A 23,510-nucleotide genomic window follows, 5' to 3' on the forward strand; every position below is an offset into this window, starting at 1 on the left:
GTCAATTCCCCACCATGCCGAAGCCAGGCCCCTTGCCGTTCTGCTCGCGCTCTTTGCGTTCTGCAAGCGCCTTTTCGTACTTGGCAAGCTCGTGTTGGTAGTCCCGTGGCTCCGCCCAGTAACCGCCGTCGGCGGGCGTCCCAACGTAAAGCGGTAGACCATCGTCAAAGGCGGTGTATTCGTGCGACTCGTAAACGCTGCAATAGCCGGGGCGTTTGTTGCCGATGATGAGGCTGCCGTCGTCGTTGCCGCCGCGCCAGGTTCGAAGCGCGACATTCAGCGCAGCGGCGTCGCATCGGCCGGCACCTTGTGAAATGGCACGCACCAAATCGCTCATTTCCTTGGAGTCTTCAGAAGCGGGGCACAACGAAAGAAAGTCTCGTCGTGCTTCCAAGGTGTCGGATAGCTTCTTCATGCTGATGCCGAAGTACCGGGAAAGCGATGGCGCGCACTCGCTTGGACGTGTGCCGCTGGACAGACAAAGAATGGCTTCGCATGCCAAGCGCTTGTCGCCGTCCAGCACGTCACCGAGGTCAACGCTAGGCGATCCGGCTGAATAGACCGGCGTTGCCACAGGCGCTAACGTCACCGTCAGCAGCAGTATGAGGTGTCGAAGGGTTCGCATATGCGTTCTCCTGGCTTAGTTGCAGATGCCATAGTTGCCGACATCGATAAGCTGGCCGCGCAAGCGCGTCTCAGTCGTGACCGTGCATCCGCTGACCGATGTGATGTTGACCACCCGTGTCGCGCTCTGGCAGTTGTCGGCATCGCCGCCACTACTGCTATCGCAGCTGCCGAATAAGGTGGCGGTCCGATTTCCGTTGGAGAGCTGGCAGTAGCCCGACACACCTTTGGTCACGGACGCGCCGGGCGGCATCAGCTGGCCCGTCCATACGCGAGTGGTGTCCCCTGATGTCGTGCCCGATGCATGTATGCAGTTCAGTTCTGCAGTCGGGCGATAGATGGTGGCGCCAAACATCGTCCCGTAGTTGACTTGCATCTGCGCGGCGATCGTGCCGCCCAAACTGTTGTCGAGCGTCTCGCCTGTCTCGTTGCCACGGGCCTTTGCGATCACGACATCGAGGACACCGCCAGCGCGAGATGCCGTGCAACCGTTTTGCCAAGGTCCCCAGCCCTCGTAGGCGACATCGTTCGCGTTGGCTTGCAGAACGTAGTAGGTCCTGTAGCGGACCTGATTGCCGGTGTACCCGGCAGGGCACTGTGAATACTCGGCCTGCGTCTGGGCGATTCGGCATCCGCCGTAGGTTGTGTGCCACGAGTAGCCACCGACGCAGCCGCCAGGCGGTAGCGGCGCGCCTTGGTCGACCCGGATGACCATCGTGTTGAGCTCGGTTCCCAGTTGTACGTCCGCTTGATTGGCGGTTGATGCCTGGCTGACCGTGGGCAGGAGCAGCGTGAAGAGCAGGGCGAGCAAGGCCCGGCCCTTGCCTCGCGTGGAGGGAAGGAACATGGATATCTCCGATAGATGAGCCGCTTGATTGGCGGCGAAGGGAAGGCCTGTGGCGCTGGGCTAGTTTTTGCAGCCCTGAATGACCGAGGCGCGTGCGCCCATGTCTGCGGGTGTAATCACAACGCGATCACCCGCGATCGCGGCGCGCTGCGCCATACGGACATAGCTATTTCCAGAGTTCTGAAATGTGCCACTGAAGGAGCCGCCAACCGACACGGCGCCAGCGGCATTGACATAGCCCGAACCCTGGATGCTTCCGCCGATCGCGCCACCGATATTGATATCGCCACCGCGTGCGGTTGCGTCAACGCCCTGCAGGGCGATCTGACGCCACGGCAACAACCCAGCAGGGCACGTTACCGCGGGGATTGCAGCGTCGTTGGGAAGGTCGCTGTACGTGCCCGTGATTACGTGACCGTTCTGGGCGAACCACACACCGCCCGTGCAAACGGCGAGCAGCTTGTTGGCGGTCGAAGCGTATAGGCCTTCAGGCGTGCACGCAACGCCAGGTGCGACGGCCGTGTTGAGCAGTAATCCGGTATTGGTCTGAATTGCACCGGCCACCGTCAGGGTGTTGTTGAACGTGACCGGTCTGGTTTCTCCGTGGCGAACAAACTGGCCGAACGGCGTGGCGCCCAGACCGGCCGCCAGGACTGCATGGCCGGGCTCCGCTCCGAAATCGAACCACCCGCGTGGAATGTTCATGAGTGGGCCGCGTACATTGGTCCCGCCGTTGGCGTCATGACCGCCAAATCCTTCGGACGCTGCCATCACCTTGCTGAGCAGCACTTGATTGAACCGAGCCGCCTTACCGGCCGGTGCGGTGCAGGTGTCATTGAGGCGACGACTACGCACATCGCTGATTGGTTGGCAGGTATATACATAGGCGCCCGTGCGGCAGCTGTCGCCGGGGCAGGTTCCTTCGCGGACCAGGATGAAGCGGGCGGTTTCCCCGAGGGACGGAAAGCGGGGCGTGCTAGGTGGTAGGAGGCCCAGCGTTGCGAGATCTGCCACACCACCTCGCGCGACCTGTGCTCCCGGGACGGCGACCCAGCTAAGTGCTGGCGGCGGGGGGTAGGTGCCCGCTGGGGCGCTGGCGATATTCTCTCCGCGAATCCAAGCTTCGTGCTTTACCTGAAGGTCGACCACTGCACCGCGGAGTTGCGCTAAGTAGCGGCCGGTGGATTCCGCAGCGGTCGCGTCAACCTGCCGCTTTAGTGACGGTCCACTCAGGACAACGGCGAGGGTGAGAAGTGCGAGCACGACCATCAACTCGATGAGCGTAAAACCGGCCTGGCGGTGAACTGATCGAGGCACAGTAACTTCGGAAGGGCACATGGCAGGTTCGCCGTCTATGCAATGTCAGGCGAGGCAACGCCTCGCCCGGATTGCGGGTTTACGGATTTATCGCGTGGCGAAGACGAACGTGTTGTTGTCACCCTTCACGCAAAGGTCTTGAGCCGTGACTGCATTGAAGGATCCTGGCTCGTTGTTCGTGCCTAGCGTTTTTGCTGCGGTTCCGTTCACGCTGATCGTCTCGGACACGGAGTTCAACGTGGTGGCAAGACCTGGGCACGCTCGGTGGTTCACATTGGTCAACGTCAGCCCAAAGCCGCTGCCGGCAGCGCCACCCCCGAGAGCCACAGGGCCGATAGTGATCGTGCCGTTCGAACCCGCGCCTGAGCCTCCCAGTCGGTGGGCCACCGTGGCACCGTTCACTTTGAATACCGAAGACTCGCTCATGGCCGGCGCAAGGTTCGACGCGTTGCTGATGGCTGCGTAGGGCGTTACAGAATCGCCTTCGCCCAGCAAACGGGTCGCCGTCATAAAGCGTTGAAGTTCGGCCGACGCCGGACCAACCCGGGCTTGAACAAAGATGCCTTTGATGGCGGGCATGCTGATAATCACCAGGAAGCCAATGATCGCGATCACGGCGATGACTTCTACGATGGTGTAGCCGCCTTGGCGAAGGCGTTGCCTGGCCGCATGGCTCTTCAAATTTCGGGGTTGCATGGAGAATTTCTTCATGATGAATTCCAGGTGTTTAAAGGCTGAAGTGATGGAACATGTTTGCCGCTTGGGCACGCGTGATGGTTTGGATTTGTACTAGCTCATGGCGTCGAGAACTGCTGCGTTCTGCATGTCGTTCAGAACGCTCAGATGCCAGGCATAGAGGCCTGCCATTGCGAACAAGGCGCAGCCCAAGATGACCCAGCGCAGTACTTGCGCGCGTCCTTCGACGCGCTTGAGGACGACCGTTTCCATCCTGTGGCGGGTCTTCTGTAGAGCGATGTCCAGGCCAAGGGTGCTGGTGAGATCTTCGAGATACCAATAAGTCTCTTGATCCATCAGTCCGACATCGAAAACTTGCGCGCCCGATCTTGAATCTTCAAGACGATTCTGAATGGCCTGCAAGCGCCCGGTCAGCCAACGAGAGGCACCGTCGAATTGAAGTTCGATTGCCTCGCGCAATTGCATCGTCTTTCCGGTCCTTGGCTTGACCGCAGTTGCCGCTGTGCTGATAACGCCAATGCCCTGGACATCCCGGTAGAGGCTGTATGGACCCCAGCGATCCAGAAATCTCCGTATCGGTCCGTCGAGGTACGGGAACGACAGTTGGACCGCAATCCCCGCAACGAGCGTGCCCACCCAAACCCGAGCGCCGCTCTGGCGTATCCATTCGGCGAGGTCGAAGAATGCCAGGCTGTGTGGACTCAGGTACGCACGTGGAGCCGCCGGTAACGATCCGAGAATCATCGGGGCGGTGAAGTAGGGGATTCCAACCATGATCACAAGCCATAACAACGCCATTGCCATGGCCGAAGTCATGAGCGTGGTGACGAGGATTGTCTTCAGCCTGGAGTTCAAGCGCACAAGGCTGGCCATATCCCGCAGTCCGCTGGCCAGCACTGCTTGGCCCTGGCGTTGCAAAGAAACAAATTCAGCAACCTCCTTGGCGGGCAGTGTGCCGTGTAGGGTTTTTCCGATTTCGCCAGTTTCGACAATCTTGTGCGCCCAGTGGGCAGAGAGGATGCCCCGCGCACTGCGCCCATACCGCTGGGCGTCACTGTCGAGGATATTGAGGATCGTCCGTTGGCCTTGAGTGTCCTCGGTCATGTCGGCCAGATACTCGTACCAATCCGCCCGCTGGCGGGAAAACTTGCGCGCGGCCTGGCCGGCCCGAGTCAGAGCGAAGGGCAGCTTCATTTCCGCTCGCTTTGTCGAAGCAGCGTGGCAAAGGCTTGGAAATGCGGCTCAATGTCCCGCGGATCGATCAGGCCTTGACTCATCTTGTAGACAGCGCAGTCCATGGTGGTCTTCCCTTCCATGTCGGGGTGGTCATATGCGGCGGTCCTGTGACCGGCGTAAATCTCACGGAGACGCAGCTCATCGCCGCTGCTGATGGCACGAAGCGCTTCTGGATCTGACGACGGTTCGAACATTTCCGCGACAACTGTCCGACCGGCGTACCCGAACAGCTCCGGAATCCCCTTGATCCGACATTTCTCACAACCGTCCGGGTTGCGAACTTTGATGCGACTGCTGCCGAAGTCGTAAAGGGTTTCGATGTCGTCTAGGTAGCGGGCCCAGTCATCCCGCGTCCGGCGCACTCCCAACCGATCGGCTGCGCCTTCAAGCAGTGAAGCTGCCGGCAGTGCGCAATCGCAGGTGACAGGCATCAGTGCTTGGTGTGAGAGCAGCTTCAGGACGCCGGGCGTGCCCAAGGTCGTTCGCGGAACGCCGATCTCGCTGGAAGCAAATCGCTGCGGAATTGAGAGCGCGTGGCCAACGTGTGTCGTTGTATAGAGACTGCTTCCCGACAAGACGATGTCCTGAAATGCTGATCCGGTGAGTGAATCGCGGATTTCGCCAAGAAACACGTCGCTCGCCGCAGCCCGCTTGAGTGCCATGAGCTTGGACCGCATCGTGTCGCGGTCCGAGCCATCAAGCGAGCGAGAGACACTCGCGGCCAGAGCGCGCGGGATGGTCAGTTCGACGGGATCCTCGATCGTCATGACCTTGCGTGTTGCGGGCAACCGCACGATGAGTTGGGCGTTGGTGACGGTTTTTCCCGATCCGGGAATGCCGCCCGTCACGATGGCGCCGCCCTGGCTTTGCAGGCATCGTTCAAATTTCGCGACGTGCGAAGGCATAAAGCCCAGCGTTTCCATGTCCACGGGCTCAACTTTGGCATCCATGTCCAGAATCCGAAGGGTGATGGAGGGTCCCTTGTCTGCCACAAATGATCCCCAGCGCAGCATGTAAGAGCGGTCATCCACAACTTCGTAAAGCCGACCCTGCTGTTCATTGGTCATATCGAGGAATAGCCCGTTGCCGCCGTGGACATCCAGCCATGCGACGTTTCCCATCTCAATGAGCCGTTCGGTCGGCATCGCCAGTTGCTTGGGCGTGGTGTACTGCCCGTCAATCGTTGCGCTTACATGAGAGATGGCCGCCGTGGTGTCAATGTTCAAGTGCATGTCGCTGGCGCCGTTACGAACAGCCCAGGCGGCCAAGTCATGGAACCCTACGCGTACCGCAGAGCGTGCGCCGAGCGCGCGCGTCCTGGATGTGCGCTGCTTAACGTCCTTGGCTTGCATGCGCTCACGGACCAAGGCAAGCAGCACGACGGGATTGACTGTGTACACGTCCACGTTGTCGCGTCCGGCGGCTTCCCGAGCACGTAGCAGAACGGCACGGTACAGATCGGAGTCCTGTTCCCCTTGCTTGACGAAGACCACATACCGCTTGCCTTCGAGTTCTGCCACGCAAGCTTTCGCAGCGGCTTCGGAGCCGCACCAATCCACGCGCAGAAGTTCGAAGGCCGGACGCATGTTTTCCACATCTTCGAAGGAGTCAAGATGGCCTTCCGGAGAGTCGTCAGTTTGGATTGGCGTCACCGACATGCTAAGGACAGGCGCCGGCTCTTCTTCCCGAAACCCGATGCGCAACATACGCGTCATTCGCCGAGCCCATTGGAAAATGCTGAGTTTCATGGTGCCCTCTCGTCTAGGCAATAGGTGAACGTCTCTTCCGCTTGAGACAGGAACGTTGCGCAGGGAGGAGAAATCTCCAGCAGACGCATGCCCTGGCCAGCGCCTGTGACCGGAGCGGCCTTCCCGGTCAGATAGACGGCCTGTCTGTTGTCCAGTTGCAGATGCGCGGCGAGGTGGCGTCCAACGCCCACGATGGCAATTAGCCGCGCCAGGCGTTGTTTCGGCGGCGATGCTGAGGGCGCGGCAGCCTGTTCCGCATCCGCCGGCGCGATTTCTGTCACAGATGGCACTGCGAGTGGCGAGCCGGCAAGAGCAGTCTTCGACTTCTCGCGTTCAATGGCGAGCGCCTGTTTTGCGTCATGCTCCAGCAGCTCGCGCACCAAGTGGCTTGGCGGTGCAGCCGGCGCTTCCGGCGCCACGGAGAGAGTGTCGGATTGCGCCGATACCACGGCAGGTAAGGCAGCCGCCAGGGCGAGGCCCGCCAGACAAAGGGCAAGCCGATTGCGCAGCGAAGTGTCACGGCGCGAGTACATAGATATCTCCTTTCAAGGTGGCCGAGAACGCGCTCGCGGCGAGCCCGGGTGCGGAGTCTGGCTGGTAACGCACATGCAGCTGCGTTATCTGGGTTGTCGTCGGCAAGGCCAGGCCATAGAGCGAGCGCAGGGGCGCATTGATCACCAGCGCGCGGCTGGCGGGTAGCTTCGTGCCCGACGGCATCGGCACAGGTTCTTCCAGGCCGTTCGGCAACTTGATGTTGGGCACGAGGATCTGCACGCTCGCAGGTTTTGACAACGTGAAGTCTTGCAATGCGGGCCGAAGCGCTTGCCAGCTCGGTTCCCAGGTTGTCTGGATCGCCAATGGCGTCGGGAGGTCCCGCAATGGCATCGTGGGCGCGGAGAGTGCCTTCGGAAGTGGCCATGTTGCGGTAGCAGTATCCAAATCCGGATGGACGATGCGAAACGATTGGGCTAGCGCCGCCCGCAGCGTATGGTTGTCGGCCAGACGTGTACGGCGGTAAGTGGCGGTGCAAGACCCCGTGCTTGGTCGGCAGTCGACTTCCGTCAACCGCCACCGCCCGGGCTCTACTGGCACCGTCAGAATGACATTGAGCAGTTCGGTCATGCCCGTGCTGCCCTGAGTTTTGACCGACTTCGCCCAGGCGCTGATGGCGTTTTCCCATAGCGCATTGGCGTCGAAATGGGGCTGTGCCGCCTGAGCCTCTTCGTGAAGTTTCGCCTGCCGTTCGTCCCACCAAGCGGATCCGTAGTCCCATGCCTCGTAGGCGACGACCGCCGCTACGAGCACCCACCAGATGGGCGACACCATGGACAGCCTAAAGGACGCCCTGCGCAAAGCAGACTGTCCATTCACATGTGCAGTGAGCTGTTGCAAGGAGAACAGGCGCGCTTGCGTGATGTAGTTGCTGTGGACCTGGTGTTCCCGGTAGCGTGCAGTCAGTTCCTCGACGGCGTTCTTAGCCTTGGCCTGGTCGGGAAATATCGTGTCGCCGCCCGTCTGCACCACCCCGTCGATGACCACCGCCAACCATACGGATTGGTCGGGAAGCGTGCATGCAACGATATGCGTGCCATGTCGATGCATCTGTGCAAAAGCAGCGGCGCCAGAGAAAAGCGTTGTTCTGCTCTTTGCGCGTGTTTCGCTTCCTTTGGCTGTCAACAAGCCGACCGACGAACTACGCGCATCACTCTGCACAAAGTGCGTTGCCCGTGCTTTGCGGGCGGTCTTGAGGGCAAGTTTTTCCAGGTCTTCCCCGAGGACGGTGCGCCACTTGAGCCCGAGGACAAGTTGATTCGGCGAGCCCGGTATCGCAACGAGCTTGTAGCTCGTGCGCCGAGCGACTTTCTGTCGCGTTGCCACGGTCAGAATCCTTCTTCTGGGATTGCGGTTACCAACACCACTGTCAGTAGTTGCTGTTCTTGGGAGGCGTCGGACCCTCCCATGATCATCGGTGCCTTGTCGTCGAGACGGCGGTGGGTCGAACTGTCGGCAAACTGTTGATATCCGCCAATGACCACCTGCTCTCCGGGGCGAACCATCACCTGTTGGACTCGTCCCTGGCCGCCGATGTTGGTCTGCTGCACAAAGGACTGATCGTCACGTGACCCGAGCGGCTGCTTCTTCATTTCGATGAGCCGGGTGTCGTCGTAAGCGATGGTCAGCAGAACCTGGCCGTCATCTTGCGCGTCAGGCACGACCGTGAGGAACGTCCCGACTGTCTTTTCGTCTTGCGTGACCGTGACGGTCGGCGCCGAGCTGTCGGACGTGCTTTGTGTCTGTTGCAGATCCTTGATGTATTGGAACGTGTTGCGCGTGTCGTACTTCGCGGGGCGGCGGTTCTGCGAAAGAAGCGGAATGCTCTTGTGATTGACGATCGATCCGAGTTGCGAAAGCGCGCTCAGTGCGATATTGGTGCCGGCGAAGGGGCCGCTGCCCACTGAAGCGCCCACTGAGCCCGCCGCCTGGGCTGCATCTAGCAAGGGGCCTACGCCGGTTGCCGATGCTGTGTTACCGCGCCCGAGGCTGTTGAACAGAATTTTCCAGTCGATGCTGCCCTGGTTCAGGCGATCGCGCTGGACGGTGATCTCTTCAAAGACGAGGCGCACCCGACGCGTCATCTGGCGATTCTCAGCGTCCAGAAATTCACCGATTCGATCCTGCGCATCCTTTGTATCGGTGACCACGATGGTGTTGGCCGCACCGTCCGCAGACTTGATTACGCCTGCGCGACTGAGGAACTGGCTGAGCTTGGTGACGACGGCCGCCAGCTCGCGGGCTTCTTCCTTCGAACTGTTGGACGACTTGTCCGCGAGCGTCGAATTCGCCGATTTGATATCGCGTTGAAGGTTTTCTTCAGCGGCTTGGGTGGGCGTGCGGACGACGTAGCTCTTGGTCTCCGTCCGATAGAAGCGAAGCGCACCGATCTTTTCGTCGTAGCGCCAGTAGACGCCCAACCGCAGCGCAATCGAGTCCAACACGGACGCCAGCGGAGCTTGGCCAGCGGGCAAAGGAGCCATCTTCGTGCGCGCAACCCCCTGGGGCAGTACCGGGCCTGCCGTGCGGTCAACGGCAATACCGGGGATAAGGGCCGGAACCAGCGTGTCGGCCGTGGCCGCCGTCAAGCTGGCACTTGCGGTGGCAATGCCCTGTTCGATTGCCAGGCGCGGAAGGAAATATTCGGCCGGCAGCAACGCGTCTGCCGACACGTGGGTCAAGATGCCGGTGGCGAGTTGGATGCGGTCGGCGAGCGTCTTGAGGTCTGCCGCGCTGTTCTCGAACAACAGCGTCGTGTTGACGTTCGCACGCAGCGCTGGAGGCAGCGTGACATCGCGGGCAAGCGGCTGGGGCCGGCCTGCGATCCACGGTAGTTCAACGACTTGGCCTTTGGCGCGGTCGGTGTCTCCTGCCATGCCCTTGAAGGCGTCCATGGCAAAGGCGCCCTTGGAGCCTTCGTGGTCAGCACGGGCGTTAACTCGGTCTGTGGATTGGAGCGCGGAGCAGCCGGACAGCGCGGCAAGCGTCAGCGCGGCCGCTACAGTGCGGTATGCATTCATGGATATTCCTGGTCAATGCCACGGCTAGGATTGCGGGGCGGGGGAGCGATTGCAGCTGCGGGTGAAGGGCAACATGCGCAGGACGCGGTTGCCGTAGAAGCAGGGGCGGATAGGCGATTCGCTCATCGCGACCGCCTGGGACAGCGCCTGGGTGGCCTCCCGGAAGGAGGCCTCCTCGAACTCGGCCGGAGCCTGTATCGGTATGTCGAAATTCAGTTCCCACTGATCAGGCCCAAACGTCCAGTTGGCGTCGGACGCCCAGCGCACGAGCGCTTGGCGGACCGTCCCGTCCTGCGGGCTGATGCGCCAAATTTTCTTGGGCGGTTCCACGATCTCCGGTTCGGCGACAGGCTCCGTCGAAGCCACCTCCACGGTGATGACGGGGCCAGGCGCGGCCGCGACCTGCTGCGGACTTGTGCTCGCCTCAGTGGTCTGTGCCGTCGTCTCGGCAGCCGGTGCCGGCGTCGCGGCGGTGCTGGCGCCAGGGGTAGCAGCCGTTGCATCGGTAGCCATCGGCGACGGGGCGCTGGCGGGCGACGCTGGACTTTCAAGCTTGGGCGGCGCTTCGGGCACCGGAATCGGGGGGATGTCTGCCGAAGCCAGGGCTGTCCGCGAATTACCCGGTAGAACGGTGCGCGGATCCGCATGGTTGATCAGGATGCGTCCTGAGTCCGGGGGTGTCGGAGGGGCGGGCGGCACGAATCCGCAGGCCGAAAGAAGGCAGGCTGCCGAGACGACGGCCGCCAGAAGGGGTGCTTGCATGGGGGATCCTAAGAGTTACTTGAAAGTCCGGGGCATCACGCCCTGCCGTTCAAGTTCATGATGGACGGCGCGCAACTCGCCGGGTTGGCTCTGTCGCCTCGTGAGTAGCAACAGTTCGAGGAGGATGGGCAGCAGCGAAGCGTCCGATTGCCCGCTCGGAGCGTTGTCCAGCAGGGTGAGGCGCAGCTGCGAGACATGTTCGGCGACCTGGTCGTCGACTTCGAGCCGATCCCGCAGGTACGCAGAAAGCGTCATGCCACGATCCGCAGCTGCTTGCTCGTACCGCCGGCGGGCAGCATCGGAAAGCCGAAACGTTATGGGGCGTTCAAGCAGGGAGCGCATGGAAGCGTGCTTCTTCTACGACGATATGCCCCATAGCTTCGGCGAACGCCTGTCTGAAGGCCGCCCGCCGGATCCTGCGCTCAAGGGCAGAGTCGGGCTTGTCTTTGCAATGGTCCCGGAATTGCTGATCACGGAATTGCGCGGGAGTAAGAGTGGGAGCGGTTTCGAACCATGTCCGGGCTGCGTGACGTGCTGCGCGAGCCGTAGAAGGGAATTCAAAGGCGGCGGCCGTGGGATAGGCCGTGGGCGACTTGGCCATACGGGGCTCCTGCGTTCGATTTTGACGAGCGCGAACGCTTGCCCCCAATGGGAGGCAAGCGATTCAGTGCACGAGGGGGACGCCGTCCCGTTGGCCTCAATATGGTTTCGGGAGAGCGCGGCGGGGATTGAAGGGTTAAACGGAGGGCTTGCTGAAGCGGCCAGAGACGGGATGGCCCACGGGGGGAGCGTGTGACGAGCCTGATGGCGGCTTTGACCAGATCTTGTCCATAATCATTGAAAATGAACCTGAATCTCTGCAAATCCCTGGTTGAATGTCCAGTTGATGGATTAGGGCTATCACTGCAAGTCGTTGATTAAAAAGACATTGTGACTTACAGGGATTTGCAGATCGGCGGACTTTTAATCCGTTGGTCGCGAGTTCGAGTCTCGCTCAGCCCACCACAGAACATTGCAATGCCAAGAAAACGCCGCTAAGTCACTTAGCGGCGTTTTTTTTCGCCTGCGGTACGCATCAATGTGCCCATGCCCTAGAGCGTAGACGCTCCGCCCAGTATCACCCTGTACTGCAAAGACAAGACGCCCCCGTTTGCCGTGCGCCAGCGCAACCTCGGCGCTCCGAGCTGGAGCAGTTCTACCAGTCAGAGATCAAGCGTGTCGGCGATGGAATCAAGAAGCTGAATCTGTCGGCGCAGTAAGTCCCACGGCGTTGCCCCCGACAGTCGGATCCGTGTCCGGCTTTCGGGGGCGGTTCGCACGTAGTGCTTTTTATTGCTTTCGCTAAGCCCTAGCGCATGGGTTTAAAAGCGCATTGCCAACTTGAGCATGCCCGACTGTTGCCGGTTGCCGCCGCCGAACTGCGCGTCGTAGGCCACGCCTGCCGTGGTGTTGCGGGCGATGGACATGTCGACGCCAAGGCCGAACACGGCGGCGTTGCGCGCGATGGGAACGCCCGTTACCGAGAACGTGCTGCCGCCTTCAAACGCCAGTTGCTGCTTGGGTGTCACATCGCCCATTGCGTGGCGCCAGCCCAGCGTTGCGGTCAGGCGGCCGGGAGCGCGATTGGATTCGAAATCCCAGGTGCCGCGCAGACCCAGCGTGGTGCTTGTCACGTCGTCGGTGTTGCCCGACCCGTGCAATGCCGCCGTACCACCCGATTCCTGGAAGTCGCGCGTGCGCAATTGGTTCCAGGCCAGGCCGGCGTAGGGTTCGATGCTGGTGGCATCGTTCAGCGGCAGCTTGTAGCCAAGCTCGGTGAACAATTGCGTCGATGAGGCGTGATACGAAGACTCCAGCCGCTGGTTCAGGCTGCCTGCCGCGATGTCGCGTTTGGTGTCGATATCGTGCCAGGTATAGGCTGCGCCGGCCATGAAGCGGATGTGGCCTGGGCCGGCGGCAAAGTTTCGTCCGCCGAACATGGTGGCCGTATAGCTGTCCACGCTGCTGCGCGACGCGGCATCCGCGACCGAGCTGTGGCTGCCGGTGTAGCCTACCGCGCCACCCAAACGCCAGCCGTTGCCCACGGCGCCGTCGCCGCCCACAAAGAAGCCGCCGGCCGACTGGCTTACGCTGGCCGCGTTGCCGTCACTGCCAAACTTGCTCCAATTGCCAAACGCTTGCGCCCAGAGGGGATAAGCGCCGCTTTGCGGCAGTGCGTCGGACGACGGTGAACCCACTTGGGCCGTCGGGCGTCCTGCCAGCATCGGCGCGTCTAGGTTGCCGCGCAGGTGGGCCAGCGGCAACGTGCGCGCGGTATCGCCCTGGCTTTGCAACACGCTGGCGGTGCTTGCGTACGCTTCGCCGGAAAGCAGTGTCAACGCCGAGCGCGCTTGCGCCGGCGTCATGGAAAGAACCGCCGTCGTCACCTGCCTGGCGCCAGTGTTGTTGCCCGCGGTGCTGCCGCTGGCGATGAGCGACGAGCCGGCTTCGGGGGAGGGCGATCCGTTCCCGTTCGACGGCGATCCGCTTGCGCTGACGGGCGGGTCTTCCTGGTCCAGGGCATCGCCCACGCTGCTTTCGTTGTTGGTTTCGCCGACGCTGCCAATCGGCACGTCGTTGCGCGTCAGCGTCATGAAGGCGTTATTCGCGTCGTAGCTGAGCGTGGGCGTCAAGAATGCATACGCGCTTGATGCGCCCGTGAACCTGCCCTGTATGCCGCCGTCGGCCGTCAGAATGTTGTAGGTGGTGCGCGGCGCATAGGTGCCGTTGGGGCCCACGTGCGCCACGCTGCCATCAAGATAAGCCACGCCGGTGACGTGGATGCGGTCGCTGGCGCTGCTGGCCGGATCGGCATGCACGCGATAGATGGCGTTTTCGCCGAAGGTGAGGTTGCCGTTGATCGTCAGCGTGCCGATGGGCGACCCGTCATTGCCCGGCGACACCACGGCGGTGGGGTAAAGCGTGGTGGAGCCCAACTGGCCGACACCGGCCAGCACAACTTCGCGGCCGATATCGACGGGGCCGTTCAACTTGCCATCGATTTCCAGCGCGCCGTCGGCGATCAGGATGGGGCCGGTCAAGCCGCTGCTGTCGGCGGTCAGGATGACCGAGCCGGGTCCGGTCTTGACGAAACCTTGGGTGCCTTGCAGCGGGTTGTCGATGATGTCGACGAATTGGCCCGACGCATAGGTGCCGTCACCCACCACGATGACCGGCGGGTTGCCGCCGCTGCCGACCAGGGTGATGGGCGCGCCTTGCAGGCGGTACCGGTCGGTGGCGAACTGCAGGCCCGACACGCGCACGGGGCCCGCGCTGCCATCCACGGTGACCGTGCCGGCCGCGCCCGTGAAGATGGCGTAGCCGCCGTCGGGCAGGGCGCCGGTGGCATTGCTGGGGCTGTTCCAGTTCGTGCTGGCGGCGGTCCAGGTGCCGCTGCCGCCGCCCGCGCGCGTTGCGGACGCCACACCGTCGCCATTCCACAAGTTGGTCGTGCTGGGACCCAGGATCAGGTTGATCTGCTTGTCGCCCGTCAGCGATTGAATGGTGGCTGCGGGCGTGGAGTCGCCGGTAACGCTGCCCAGCGTCAGGCCGTTGCCGCTCAAGGTGCCACCGTAGGACAGGATCCGGTAATAGCCGGCATTCACGCCAAGGGTGTTTACCGTGACGTTCAAGGTCGTGTTGTTGATGGCGGCGTTGCCGCTGACCGTGATGTTGTCGCCGGTGCCGGGCTGCGTGATGGGCAAACCCGCATAGCCGGTCTCGAAGGCGAATTCGGCGTTGTTCATCGACAGGTTGCCGTTGACGACCAGATTGCCGTTGGAAACCCCGGTCGGCGTGCCGACTTCGTATCCGGGCGCAACTCGCGCGCCCGTCACGTTGAGGTCGCCATTGATGGAGCCGAAGCCGGCGACGATGCCGTTTGATGTTGCGTTGACGTTTCCACCCAGCGTGACACCGGCGCCACCGCCATTGCCGCCGATCACCAGCGTGCCGCCATTGACGTCAATACCGCCGGGAAAATTGGCCGAGCCATCGAATACTTGGGTATTGCCCGGGGAAACGGTCAGGTCGGCGGCCATGACGCCGCCGCAGTATGTCGTGCCGAGCGCCAGCGTCGCCGTCAGCCACTTCTTCGTGCCGTAGTTCAAAACTGCATCCTTTATCTCGATTAATAATCCGAGGCTCAAATAATGCTGAATGGCTTTAAACGTATTGCAACGTAACAAGCCAAACTGCTTGAGCCTAAGGGGCTATCGAAAAAAGGACGCAATTTATCTCAGTTTTTTTATATAACCAAGAATTAATGAATGGATACCATCCAGATTAAAAAATATAGCGGTATTGGATACCAGCCAACATATTAATTAATCAGTTTTGGATGCCATCCTGGTTATATAAATGGTGCGACTTGAAACATTAATTATTATTGAAAGACAAATTCGCACTGAAACGTTTTGACGCAAGGATTGGATCCCGCATCCCCGCATTCAAACTCTGAATGCGGGGATTGGAGGGTCAATATCGCCAGGTCATATGCAGCGAACCCGCGTTTTCACGGTTGCCGCTGCCGAATTGGCCGCTGTAGGTCAGGCCGATGGTGGCGTTTTTGGTAATGGCGGTTTCGACGCCAAGCTCGGCCAAGGCGGCGTCGCGCGCGATGGGAGCGCCCGTCACGCTGAAGGCCTGGCCACCGTCGAAAGACATGACGGTTTGGGACTGCACATCACCAAAAGCGTGACGCCAGCCCAAGGTGGCCTGCAGACGGCCTTCGGTTTGTCCGACCGTGAAGTCCGTCAATGCGCGCAAGCCCAACGTGCTGGTGGTTTGTTTGCTGCTGTTGCCTTGCCCACGCAGAGCAGCCGAACCGCCAGACTCCGAGAATCCGCGGTTGCGCGTGTCGCTCCAGGCCAGGCCGGCAAAGGGTTCAAGGCTGACGTGCTCCGAGACGGGCAGGGCGTAGCCAAGTTCTGCGAACAGTTGGGTGGTGCTGGCGCCATAGTCGGCGCTCAGTGTCTGCGACACGCCGGAGACGCTGGCATGGCGCTCGGTGGAAATGTCGTGCCAGGTGTAGGACGTGCCCGCCATCAGGTTCAATTTACCGGGGCCGACGTCGAACACTCTGCCGCCAAACAACGCCGCGCTGTAGCCGGCAACGTCCGCTTGGGACGAGCGATCGTCCACGCGGATGTTGCTGTCGGTGAAGCCCAGCGCACCGCCCAGGCGCCAGCCGCCGCCCAAGGCGTGGTCGACCCCGGCGAAGACACCGCCTGTCTTCTGGCGGACTTGTCCGGCATCGCTATTGCCCTTCAAGGTCTGCCAATTGCCAATGACCTCGGCCCAGGCGGGCTGCGCGTTAGAGGAGGGCAAGGCGGAAGCGGACAGGGTGCCGCCGGCTTGCGCAGTGGGAGCGCCCGCCCGCATGCCCGCGCCCAGATTGGCGCGCAGGTAGGCCAGGGGCACGGTACGCACCGTGTTGTTAAAGCCGGTCAAGCTGGACGTGACGCTCGCGTGCGCTTCACCCGACAAGCTGTTGAAGGCCGCGGCCGTCTCGCCTTCAGGCAGCGTCAGAATGTAGTCGTGCAGCGGATTGCCCGCGGGCAGGCTGTCCAGGGCGTTGGCCACGGCACGCTGGTTGCCGCTTTGCGCCGCGTCGGCAAAGGTAATGGGGCGGCCTCCGGGCCCCTGCTTGCGGCTAAGCTGCATCACCACGTTCTGGGCGTCGTAGCGCAGGGCCGGGTCCAGGTAGGCGTAGTTGGACGATACGCTGCCGAATTGCCCATTGACCGTACCCGCGCTAAGAATGGTGTATTCGCGTTGGGCCTGGAACCCGCCGTCCGGCCCGATATGGACCGCCGACCCCGCCAGATTCGCCGTGCCGCTGACCACGACGCGGCTGCTGGTCGATGATTGCGGATCGGCCGCCACTTGGTAAGTGGAACCCGGCGAGAACGTCAGGTCGCCTGCCACGTTCAGCGTGCCGCCGACTTTGCCCGGCGCCAGGGTGGCGCCGCTTTGCAGCGTGGTCGTGCCGACCTGGCCCACGCCGTGCAGTGACGCGCCGCTGGCCACGTTCAGCGCACCGCCGAGCTTGCCGTTTACCGTCAGGGCGCCGCCCAACACATTGGTCTGGCCGCTGAAGTCGCTTGAATCGCCCGTCAGTGTGGTCTTTCCCGCCAGCACATTGATGGTGCCCATGCCGGGAGACAGGGAGCTGATGGCCGGGGCGAAGACGTAGTCGGTGCTGGAATGGTTGAAGACCAGCGTGCCGGTGCCGTTGCCAAAGCGCACCCCCAACGTTGCCAGCACCACGCCCGGGGCCGTCGCGGCATCACCCGCGGCGGCGCCGATGTTCACGGTGCCGGTCGAACCCGCGACATCGGCAATTCGGAGTCGGTTCGCTGTTTCGATAGTGGCGCCATTGGACACCGTGGCGGTGCCGTCGCCGTTATAGCCAACGAGGAAGATGCTGGAGGTTCTGAGTTTGGTCTGCGGGCCGTCGGCGATGATGGTGCCTTCGGTGGATGCATTGAAACCGGCGATGATCTGAAACGCATCGACCAGGGCGCCATCGGTTGCGATCAGTTCGCCCTTTGATCCTGTGTTGAGGCCCAGCGAAATGAAATCGTTCAACGAAGAAAACTGGCTGCCGGCCCCGGAAACCGATAGCTTGCCAACGCCGCCGTCGTACATGCCGACGTAGGTTCGGGCTCCGGACGTGGCCGAGGCGCCACCCTTGATCTCTACCGTGCCCATACCACGGGAGCCAATTGTCATGCCGCCGGTTGTCGTCAGCGAAGCCCCGGGACCAGTGATTTCGACGGTGCCTTGCGAGCCAGCGCTATTGGCCATCAGCAGGCCGGAGGCTTGTGCCGTGCCGTGATCAGAAATTGCAAGGAGGCTGACGCCGTTGTCGCTGACGGTGAGTTGCCCGGACTGCAAAGAACTGCCTGCGCCCGAAATATTCAGCGTGCCGTGGGATCCCACGTGGGATCCCAGCGAGACAGTGGTGGACGCGATGGCTTTGCCGCCGCCCGTAATGTTCAACGTGCCCGTGCCATAAAAGCCAACGTTTAACGCTTCCGCATTCCATTGGGAGCCAAGGCCGTTAACGGTGGCCGTGCCGGATTCAAGCTCAGAAACGCCAGCCGTGAAACCATTCGTGCTGTTGCTGATAATGGCGGTGCCGCTGGTTAACTGCCCGCCATTTTGCAAGGTGAGCGAGGGTCAACCGATTGCGCCAAGAAATATTGTGCCTGCCAGCGCGCTGCTGTTGTCGATAACCGGTGCGTTAGGCGTCACGCTATTGATAAATAGATAACCGGTTGAAATCGGAAGCGATGCCGACGACCAATTCAGCGGGTCCTGCCAATTACTGCTTTGCGTACCGTTCCACGTAATGTTCTGGGCCGTTGCCGGCGAAGTGGCGGTCAGGCTCAACGTGCAGGCGCCGGTCAGGCCAAGCGCTTGCAGGGCGAGGGACATCGCCCTTTTTTTCAACTGGTAAGGAGGCATTTTCGCTTTTCAATAATTTATGTGGGCGACGGCGTGGGCGCGGCCCCTGCCGTCAGTCAACAAGCACAAGATAAAAACGTGGAATGGCTCGCTGCCCTGCAGATTATTGAATTGGCGCGAACGGAATGCGGTGACTCAAGCTTGCCAATCGCGCGGGCGATACTGGGATTTGCACGCGCGCGAGGTATCTTACGAATAGCTGACAGGTTCAAAAGCCCAAAAAGCGCAGAAATAACCGCCTATATCTCGGGTTGTTATACGTCCCTTAATTTTTCCAAGTCCAGAATGGGGCGGTTTTTTATGTCAGGACGGCGTGCGCGTTGATACGCCCGACAACGCATGCAGGCTTAATCCACAACTGCGAGCACGTTCGGACAGCGATTCACTTTGGGCCAACGCGCGCTGGCTTTCCTCCAGCAGCACATCCAGCTGTTCTTCCAGCGTGGCGGCCATCACCCAGGCCCGTTCGGCAAAGCGTTCGGAGAATTGCTCTACGCAAGCCTTGCAGATGGCGGCGCCATTCTTTTCAAGCAGCGGCGCGCCTTGGGCCAGCGTTGAATGGCAAAAAATACAGGCGAGTGCGCGGTTCATGCGGCTGGCGGCTCATCGTCGGGGGGCGTGGCGCCGTCGGATGGCGGCGCCTTACCCTAAGACAACGGCCTGCCGAGCCAAGTCTTAAACCGGAATCTGTCCCAGGACAAATGTCCTAAGACAAAAGCATGAGTCTGGCCACACCGCTCAGCTGGCGTAAGCGCGGTGTAACGCGACGGGTTGCGGGGTGACGTCGATAATCGTTTCGGCCGGCACCTTGAAGAATGCGGCGGTCGCAGCCAGGCGTTTGGCCTGTTCTTCCAGCGAGGAGGCGGCCGCGGCGGCCTGCTCCACCAGCGCGGCGTTCTGTTGGGTCACGTCGTCCATCTGCGTAACGGCCCGGTTGATCTGGTCGATGCCCTGCGACTGCTCCGTAGAGGCTTCCGTGATTTCGGCCATGATCTGGGTCACGCGCTGCACCGACGAGACGATCTCCTGCATGGTGTCGCCCGCCTGACGCACTTGTTCGGCGCCACTATCGACATTGCCGGTGGATTGCTCAATCAGGTCCTTGACCTCGCGCGCGGCTTGCGCGCTGCGTTGCGCCAATGACCGCACCTCGCCCGCCACCACCGCAAAACCCTTGCCTTGTTCGCCGGCTCGGGCGGCTTCCACCGCCGCATTCAGGGCCAGGATGTTGGTCTGGAATGCAATGCCGTCGATGACGGAGACGATCTCGGCAATGCGGCGCGAACTGTCCGAGATGCGGGACATGGTCTGCACTACCTGATTCACCGCGTCGCCGCCGCGCATCGCCACGCCACGGCTTTCCGCGGCCAGTGCGTTGGCCTGGTGGGCGTGTGCGGTGTTCTGCTTCACGGCCGTGGCCAGTTCTTCCATGCTGGCGGCGGTTTCTTCCAGCGAAGCGGCCTGTTCTTCCGTGCGCGAAGACAGATTGGTGTTGCCCGATGCGATCTCGGCCGCGCCGGTGTTGATTTCATTCACGCTGCGGCGGACTTCGGCCACGGTGCGCGTCAAGCTCTCCTGCATCCGCTTCAAGGCCGCGAACAACACGCCGATTTCGTTGTCGGCCATGGCAGCCACGCGGTGCGTCAGGTCGCCCGAAGCGATGCGGTCAAAGTGCACGGCGGCGTCTTTCAGGGGCGACAGCACCTGGCGGCTGATGAACCGCCAGCATCCGATCGCCAGGATCAGCGCCAGGCCCAACATGACGATGGCGGCGGCTTCGGCTTGCAGGTAGCGTCGGTCCGAGTCGTCATTGATCTCGATGGCGCGGCGCTCGGTGTGGTTCAGGATGGCGCTGACCCGTTCTTCGAATTGGGCATCGGCGGTACGGGCCTGCGCCACGGCGTTCACGTAATTGTCGGCGGATTGCTTTTGCAGGGCGTCCCCCAACGCGTCGATGCTGCGCACGTAGGCGTCGAACACTCCGTCCAGGTCAGCCGTCATCTTCCGCGCGGCGTCCGACAGTTTGGGCACACGCTGAAAGACGGCATAACGCTGACGCGCGTCGGCCAGAAACTTGGTGGCCTGGTCTACGCTGGCCTGCGCCTGGGAGGCGCGGCCGGCCTGCACATCAAGATAGGCGGCCACAAGCGTGATGCGGGTGCGCAGAAGCAATACCTGGGTTTCATAAAGCGGGCGGGTCTGTTCCGTGGACACCAGGTTCAAGTCGTCGACGGCATCGTCGGCCGCCTTGACGAAAGACCAGCCCATGGTGGTGGTACCCGCCAAGGCCAGGACAAAGAGGGTCAGGACGGCGAACAGTCCGGTTCGAATTTTTAGGTTCTTAAGCATGCGCGTGGCTCCTGCAAAGGTGGCCAGGCAAACGCTGGCCACCGTGATCTGGTGATAAACCCGCGTCAAATGTAAATATGCATTACAAATTTAACAATTGATCATTTTTCACTGGCCTGTTCTTGTTTCGGCAACGCAAAGGCGCGACCCGAGGCGCCAGCGCCCAGGGGGCGGCATCGCGTGGCGGTCAGAACAAATCCGCAGTGTGGCTGCGCATGAAGTGCAGAAAGCGGTGGGCGGCGTCGGGCAGCGGCCGGGACACATGGGTCTGGACCTGGATTTGCCCGCCGTTGAGCAGGGCGTCCTCAATCGGGCGGCAGATGAGCTTGCCGTCATTCAGTTGTGACGCCGCGGTCAATCGCGCGCACAAGGTCACCGCATCGCCCGCCAGCACATAGTGGTAGACGGCTTCGGGATGGTTGGACGTAAAAGCCGGCGACAGGGTGGTGTTGTACAGACTTGCGGCCGTGTCCAATAGCCGCCGCAATGCGCTGGCGCCGTCGGGTAGCGCCAGCGGATACGCCGAGAGTTGGGTCAGTTGCACCGTGCCGTGGGAAGCCAGCGGATGGCCGGGCCGCATCACCGCGACGATCTCAGCCTGGCGCGCGTAGACCACGGCGATGTCTTTTTCAGCGGCGTGGCTGTAGGTCACCCCGATGTCTGCCTGTGCAGAGCGCACACGTTCGGTGACCAGGCCGGCGTCCAAGACCGTCAAGTGAAAGCGCACGCACGGGTGATGAGCCTGGAAAGCGGCAAACTTCGGCGGCAGCGCACACGCCGCGACGCCATGGGCGCCAGCAATTTTCACGGTCTGCGTGTAGCGGCTGTTATGTCCGCCGATCTCGGCGTAGGTGCGTGCCGCGTCGGCTTCCACGCGGCGCGCGTGGTCCGCCAGGATGCGGCCCGCCTCGGTCACGCGCATGCCCTTTGGGTGCCGTTCGAATAACTGGCTTTGCAGTCGCTGTTCCAGGCCCGCGATCTGCCGGCTGACGGCGGAACTGACGACGTTCAGCCTTGCGGCGGCGCCATTGACGGACCCCGTGTCGACGACGGTGAGGAAATAACGAAGCGCTGTGCTGTCGAAGTGGAATCGCTTCATTGATGGGGAGCCGTAAATCTCAATGTCGAGTCCAGGTGCTTGGCAGCCGCAAAATCGGCGCGCGCGGGCGGATGGCATCGGAAACGGCCTTCGCAAGCGTGCAATTTATGCCAGCTACACCTTCTGCCACAATCGCAAAATTATCAATATTGCATTCTAATTTCGGCAACCTCGGGTATGCGGCTGCGTTGTGGGCAGACACGGCAGACGGGCAGACAGGGGGGGCTGAAATGCAAAGCGCGCCCGAAGGCGCGCGCCATCTTTTAGCCGTGCTTGGCGGTCACGATGGAAAAGCGGGATCGGTCGTGAAAGAAAAAGTGGTCGGGGTTCATTCGAATTCTGCGTGGGCCATGCCATGCTTCACATGGCTATCGCGTCCGCTCGGCTATGAAAGCTCCAGCGCCTGCATCGGCAGCTTCCGTGCCGCCTTCGGCATGGCGCCCACGCGTTAACTCGCTGAGCTGCAGGCGCTTTAAGCCGCCGCCGGCTGATCCGGATGCACGGGGCCTTGCGGGTCGTTTTCCGCGTCGGGGCGGGGCGCCACCGGCGGCAGGCCCAAGCCCAATCGCAGGCGCTGGCAGTCCGGATTGGGTGATCCATCCGGCATCCAGATATCGAATTCGCGGCAAGGCGTCGGGCGATTTTCGTAGATGGCGCAGTGGATGCCGGGCTGCCCCAGTTCACCGCGCAAGGACACGCAGCGGCCGCCGCCCATTTCGGTGCCCTTCATACAGGCGCGCAAGGGACTCATCTGGGTCACCAGTTCCAAAGGCACATGGCCGCCGTTTTCGCCAGCCAGTTCGCCGACATAGAACGACACCCTGAAATGCGAGCAACAGGCTCCGCAATCCAGGCAAGGGTTGGCGTCCGGCTTGTCGCCGGCCAGGACGGCGGGCGACACGAAGGTAAGGACAGCGGTCTCTAGCAGCGACATGTTGGGGGTGGCGACATGTGGGGGGGGGCAGACGCAAAACGGGCTTGCATTGGCGCAAGCCCGTAGGGGGATCCGGGCGCGCCGGGACATGGCCGGCGCGGGATCAGCGCTGCAAATAGTAGCGGGATTCCGACCGCGGCCGCTACGACTTTTTTCAGGGACGTTGCTGCGGTAGCATCGGTGCCTGACCGCCGCCTGGAGCTTTATCTTGAACGCCAAAAACGATTTCCCCGACGGCCTTGCCCGTTGCGGCTGGGTGGATACGTCCGCCGAATACATGGCCTATCACGACACCGAATGGGGTCGCCCGCAAGGCGACGACCGCGCACTGTTCGAACAGCTTTGCCTGGAAGGTTTTCAGTCAGGGCTAAGTTGGCGCACCATCCTGAACAAGCGCGAAGCCTTCCGCCGTGGCTTCGCCAATTTCGACCCTGCCCAGGTTGCGGAGTTTGGCGACAAGCAGGTGCAGGCCTTGCTGGCCGACGCCGGCATCGTGCGCCATCGGGGCAAGATCGAAGCCGTCATCAACAACGCGGGCCGCGCGCTGGAAATGATAGACAAAGAGGGGTCGCTTGCCGCGTTCTTCTGGCGCTTCGAGGCGCCGGCGGGGGCGTCGTCCAACTTGGGCGCCTCGACCTCGGAACAGTCCATCGCCTTGTCCAAGGCGCTGAAGAAATTGGGCTGGAAGTTCGTGGGCCCCACCACCGTCTACGCCTTCATGCAGTCGGTGGGCATGGTCAATGACCACAGCCCGGGCTGCCATTGCCATGCGCTCAGTGACAAGGCGCGCCAGGGCTTCAAAAGGCCGCTGTAA

The 23,510-nt window shown here is 61.9% G+C and carries 20 protein-coding genes and 2 pseudogenes; 2 read left to right on the plus strand and 20 right to left on the minus strand.

Annotated elements, in window-relative coordinates; translation table 11 throughout:
- Position 1: 1 nt before the first annotated feature.
- The 19 genes and pseudogenes from ELS24_RS04770 to ELS24_RS04855 all read right to left on the minus strand — a co-directional run bounded on the left by ELS24_RS04770 (position 2) and on the right by ELS24_RS04855 (position 21,762).
- Positions 2-625 (minus strand): TrbM/KikA/MpfK family conjugal transfer protein, encoded by a 624-nt coding sequence (locus ELS24_RS04770; protein WP_127183538.1) that lies wholly within the window; start codon positions 623-625, stop codon positions 2-4.
- 15 nt (positions 626-640) lie between these two features.
- Positions 641-1,471 carry a hypothetical protein gene (locus ELS24_RS04775; RefSeq protein WP_127183539.1) on the minus strand — a complete coding sequence of 277 codons (831 nt, stop codon included), beginning with the start codon at positions 1,469-1,471 and terminating at the stop codon, positions 641-643.
- Positions 1,472-1,531: 60 nt separating this feature from the next.
- The gene (locus ELS24_RS31200; protein ID WP_240669451.1) at positions 1,532-2,260 is read right to left on the minus strand and encodes a hypothetical protein; all 729 of its coding nucleotides are present in this window, start codon (positions 2,258-2,260) and stop codon (positions 1,532-1,534) included.
- Between the two features lie 471 nt (positions 2,261-2,731).
- Positions 2,732-2,809: pseudogene (locus ELS24_RS31675) on the minus strand (prepilin-type N-terminal cleavage/methylation domain-containing protein); the annotation flags it as partial.
- A 66-nt stretch (positions 2,810-2,875) separates the two neighbouring features.
- Entirely contained in the window at positions 2,876-3,499 is a 624-nt protein-coding gene (locus ELS24_RS04785) for a type II secretion system protein (RefSeq protein WP_127183541.1), read from the minus strand.
- A gap of 78 nt (positions 3,500-3,577) precedes the next feature.
- Positions 3,578-4,678 carry a hypothetical protein gene (locus ELS24_RS04790; RefSeq protein WP_083036965.1) on the minus strand — a complete coding sequence of 367 codons (1,101 nt, stop codon included), beginning with the start codon at positions 4,676-4,678 and terminating at the stop codon, positions 3,578-3,580.
- Entirely contained in the window at positions 4,675-6,468 is a 1,794-nt protein-coding gene (locus tag ELS24_RS04795) for an ATPase, T2SS/T4P/T4SS family (RefSeq protein ID WP_127183542.1), read from the minus strand. The genes ELS24_RS04790 and ELS24_RS04795 overlap by 4 nt, the downstream gene beginning before the upstream one ends.
- Positions 6,465-7,001, minus strand: coding sequence for a hypothetical protein (locus tag ELS24_RS04800; RefSeq protein ID WP_127183543.1), 537 nt, complete (start codon positions 6,999-7,001; stop codon positions 6,465-6,467). The genes ELS24_RS04795 and ELS24_RS04800 overlap by 4 nt, the downstream gene beginning before the upstream one ends.
- Positions 6,985-8,346: a type 4b pilus protein PilO2 gene (locus ELS24_RS04805; protein WP_127183544.1), complete on the minus strand. Its 1,362-nt coding sequence runs from the start codon at positions 8,344-8,346 to the stop codon at positions 6,985-6,987. Before ELS24_RS04805 ends, ELS24_RS04800 begins: the two co-directional genes overlap by 17 nt.
- 2 nt (positions 8,347-8,348) lie before the next feature.
- Entirely contained in the window at positions 8,349-10,040 is a 1,692-nt protein-coding gene (locus ELS24_RS04810) for a type II secretion system protein GspD (protein ID WP_127183545.1), read from the minus strand.
- 24 nt (positions 10,041-10,064) lie between these two features.
- On the minus strand, positions 10,065-10,802 hold the full coding sequence (locus tag ELS24_RS04815) for a toxin co-regulated pilus biosynthesis Q family protein (protein WP_127183546.1): 738 nt from the start codon (positions 10,800-10,802) through the stop codon (positions 10,065-10,067).
- A gap of 15 nt (positions 10,803-10,817) precedes the next feature.
- Complete coding sequence (locus ELS24_RS04820) at positions 10,818-11,144, minus strand: hypothetical protein (RefSeq protein ID WP_046804238.1); 327 nt, start codon at positions 11,142-11,144, stop codon at positions 10,818-10,820.
- A gap of 1,019 nt (positions 11,145-12,163) precedes the next feature.
- A complete protein-coding gene (locus tag ELS24_RS04830; RefSeq protein ID WP_127183547.1) occupies positions 12,164-14,950 on the minus strand; it encodes an autotransporter outer membrane beta-barrel domain-containing protein in 2,787 nt (928 codons plus the stop codon).
- Positions 14,951-15,317: 367 nt separating this feature from the next.
- The gene (locus ELS24_RS04835) at positions 15,318-17,846 is read right to left on the minus strand and encodes an autotransporter outer membrane beta-barrel domain-containing protein (RefSeq protein WP_240669452.1); all 2,529 of its coding nucleotides are present in this window, start codon (positions 17,844-17,846) and stop codon (positions 15,318-15,320) included.
- Between the two features lie 33 nt (positions 17,847-17,879).
- Positions 17,880-18,014 (minus strand): annotated as a pseudogene (locus ELS24_RS31680) (hypothetical protein); the annotation flags it as partial.
- A 12-nt stretch (positions 18,015-18,026) separates the two neighbouring features.
- Positions 18,027-18,314 carry a hypothetical protein gene (locus ELS24_RS04840; RefSeq protein WP_127183549.1) on the minus strand — a complete coding sequence of 96 codons (288 nt, stop codon included), beginning with the start codon at positions 18,312-18,314 and terminating at the stop codon, positions 18,027-18,029.
- 303 nt (positions 18,315-18,617) lie between these two features.
- A complete protein-coding gene (locus ELS24_RS04845; RefSeq protein ID WP_050447560.1) occupies positions 18,618-18,905 on the minus strand; it encodes a ClpX C4-type zinc finger protein in 288 nt (95 codons plus the stop codon).
- A gap of 147 nt (positions 18,906-19,052) precedes the next feature.
- Positions 19,053-20,663, minus strand: a complete 1,611-nt coding sequence (locus tag ELS24_RS04850; protein WP_127183550.1) for a methyl-accepting chemotaxis protein — start codon at positions 20,661-20,663, stop codon at positions 19,053-19,055.
- 187 nt (positions 20,664-20,850) lie between these two features.
- Complete coding sequence (locus ELS24_RS04855; RefSeq protein WP_127183551.1) at positions 20,851-21,762, minus strand: LysR family transcriptional regulator; 912 nt, start codon at positions 21,760-21,762, stop codon at positions 20,851-20,853.
- Between the two features lie 35 nt (positions 21,763-21,797).
- On the opposite strand from ELS24_RS04855, the gene ELS24_RS04860 reads away from it, so the two are divergent.
- A complete protein-coding gene (locus ELS24_RS04860) occupies positions 21,798-22,214 on the plus strand; it encodes a hypothetical protein (RefSeq protein ID WP_127183552.1) in 417 nt (138 codons plus the stop codon).
- 20 nt (positions 22,215-22,234) lie between these two features.
- Here the strand turns inward: ELS24_RS04860 and ELS24_RS04865 are convergent, their stop codons facing one another.
- Entirely contained in the window at positions 22,235-22,696 is a 462-nt protein-coding gene (locus ELS24_RS04865) for a YkgJ family cysteine cluster protein (protein ID WP_050447557.1), read from the minus strand.
- Between the two features lie 208 nt (positions 22,697-22,904).
- Between ELS24_RS04865 and ELS24_RS04870 the strand changes: the two genes are divergently transcribed.
- Complete coding sequence (locus ELS24_RS04870) at positions 22,905-23,510, plus strand: DNA-3-methyladenine glycosylase I (protein ID WP_050447556.1); 606 nt, start codon at positions 22,905-22,907, stop codon at positions 23,508-23,510.

The sequence above is a fragment of the Achromobacter spanius genome, assembly GCF_003994415.1.
GTDB classification, from domain to species: Bacteria; Pseudomonadota; Gammaproteobacteria; order Burkholderiales; family Burkholderiaceae_B; genus Achromobacter; species Achromobacter spanius_C.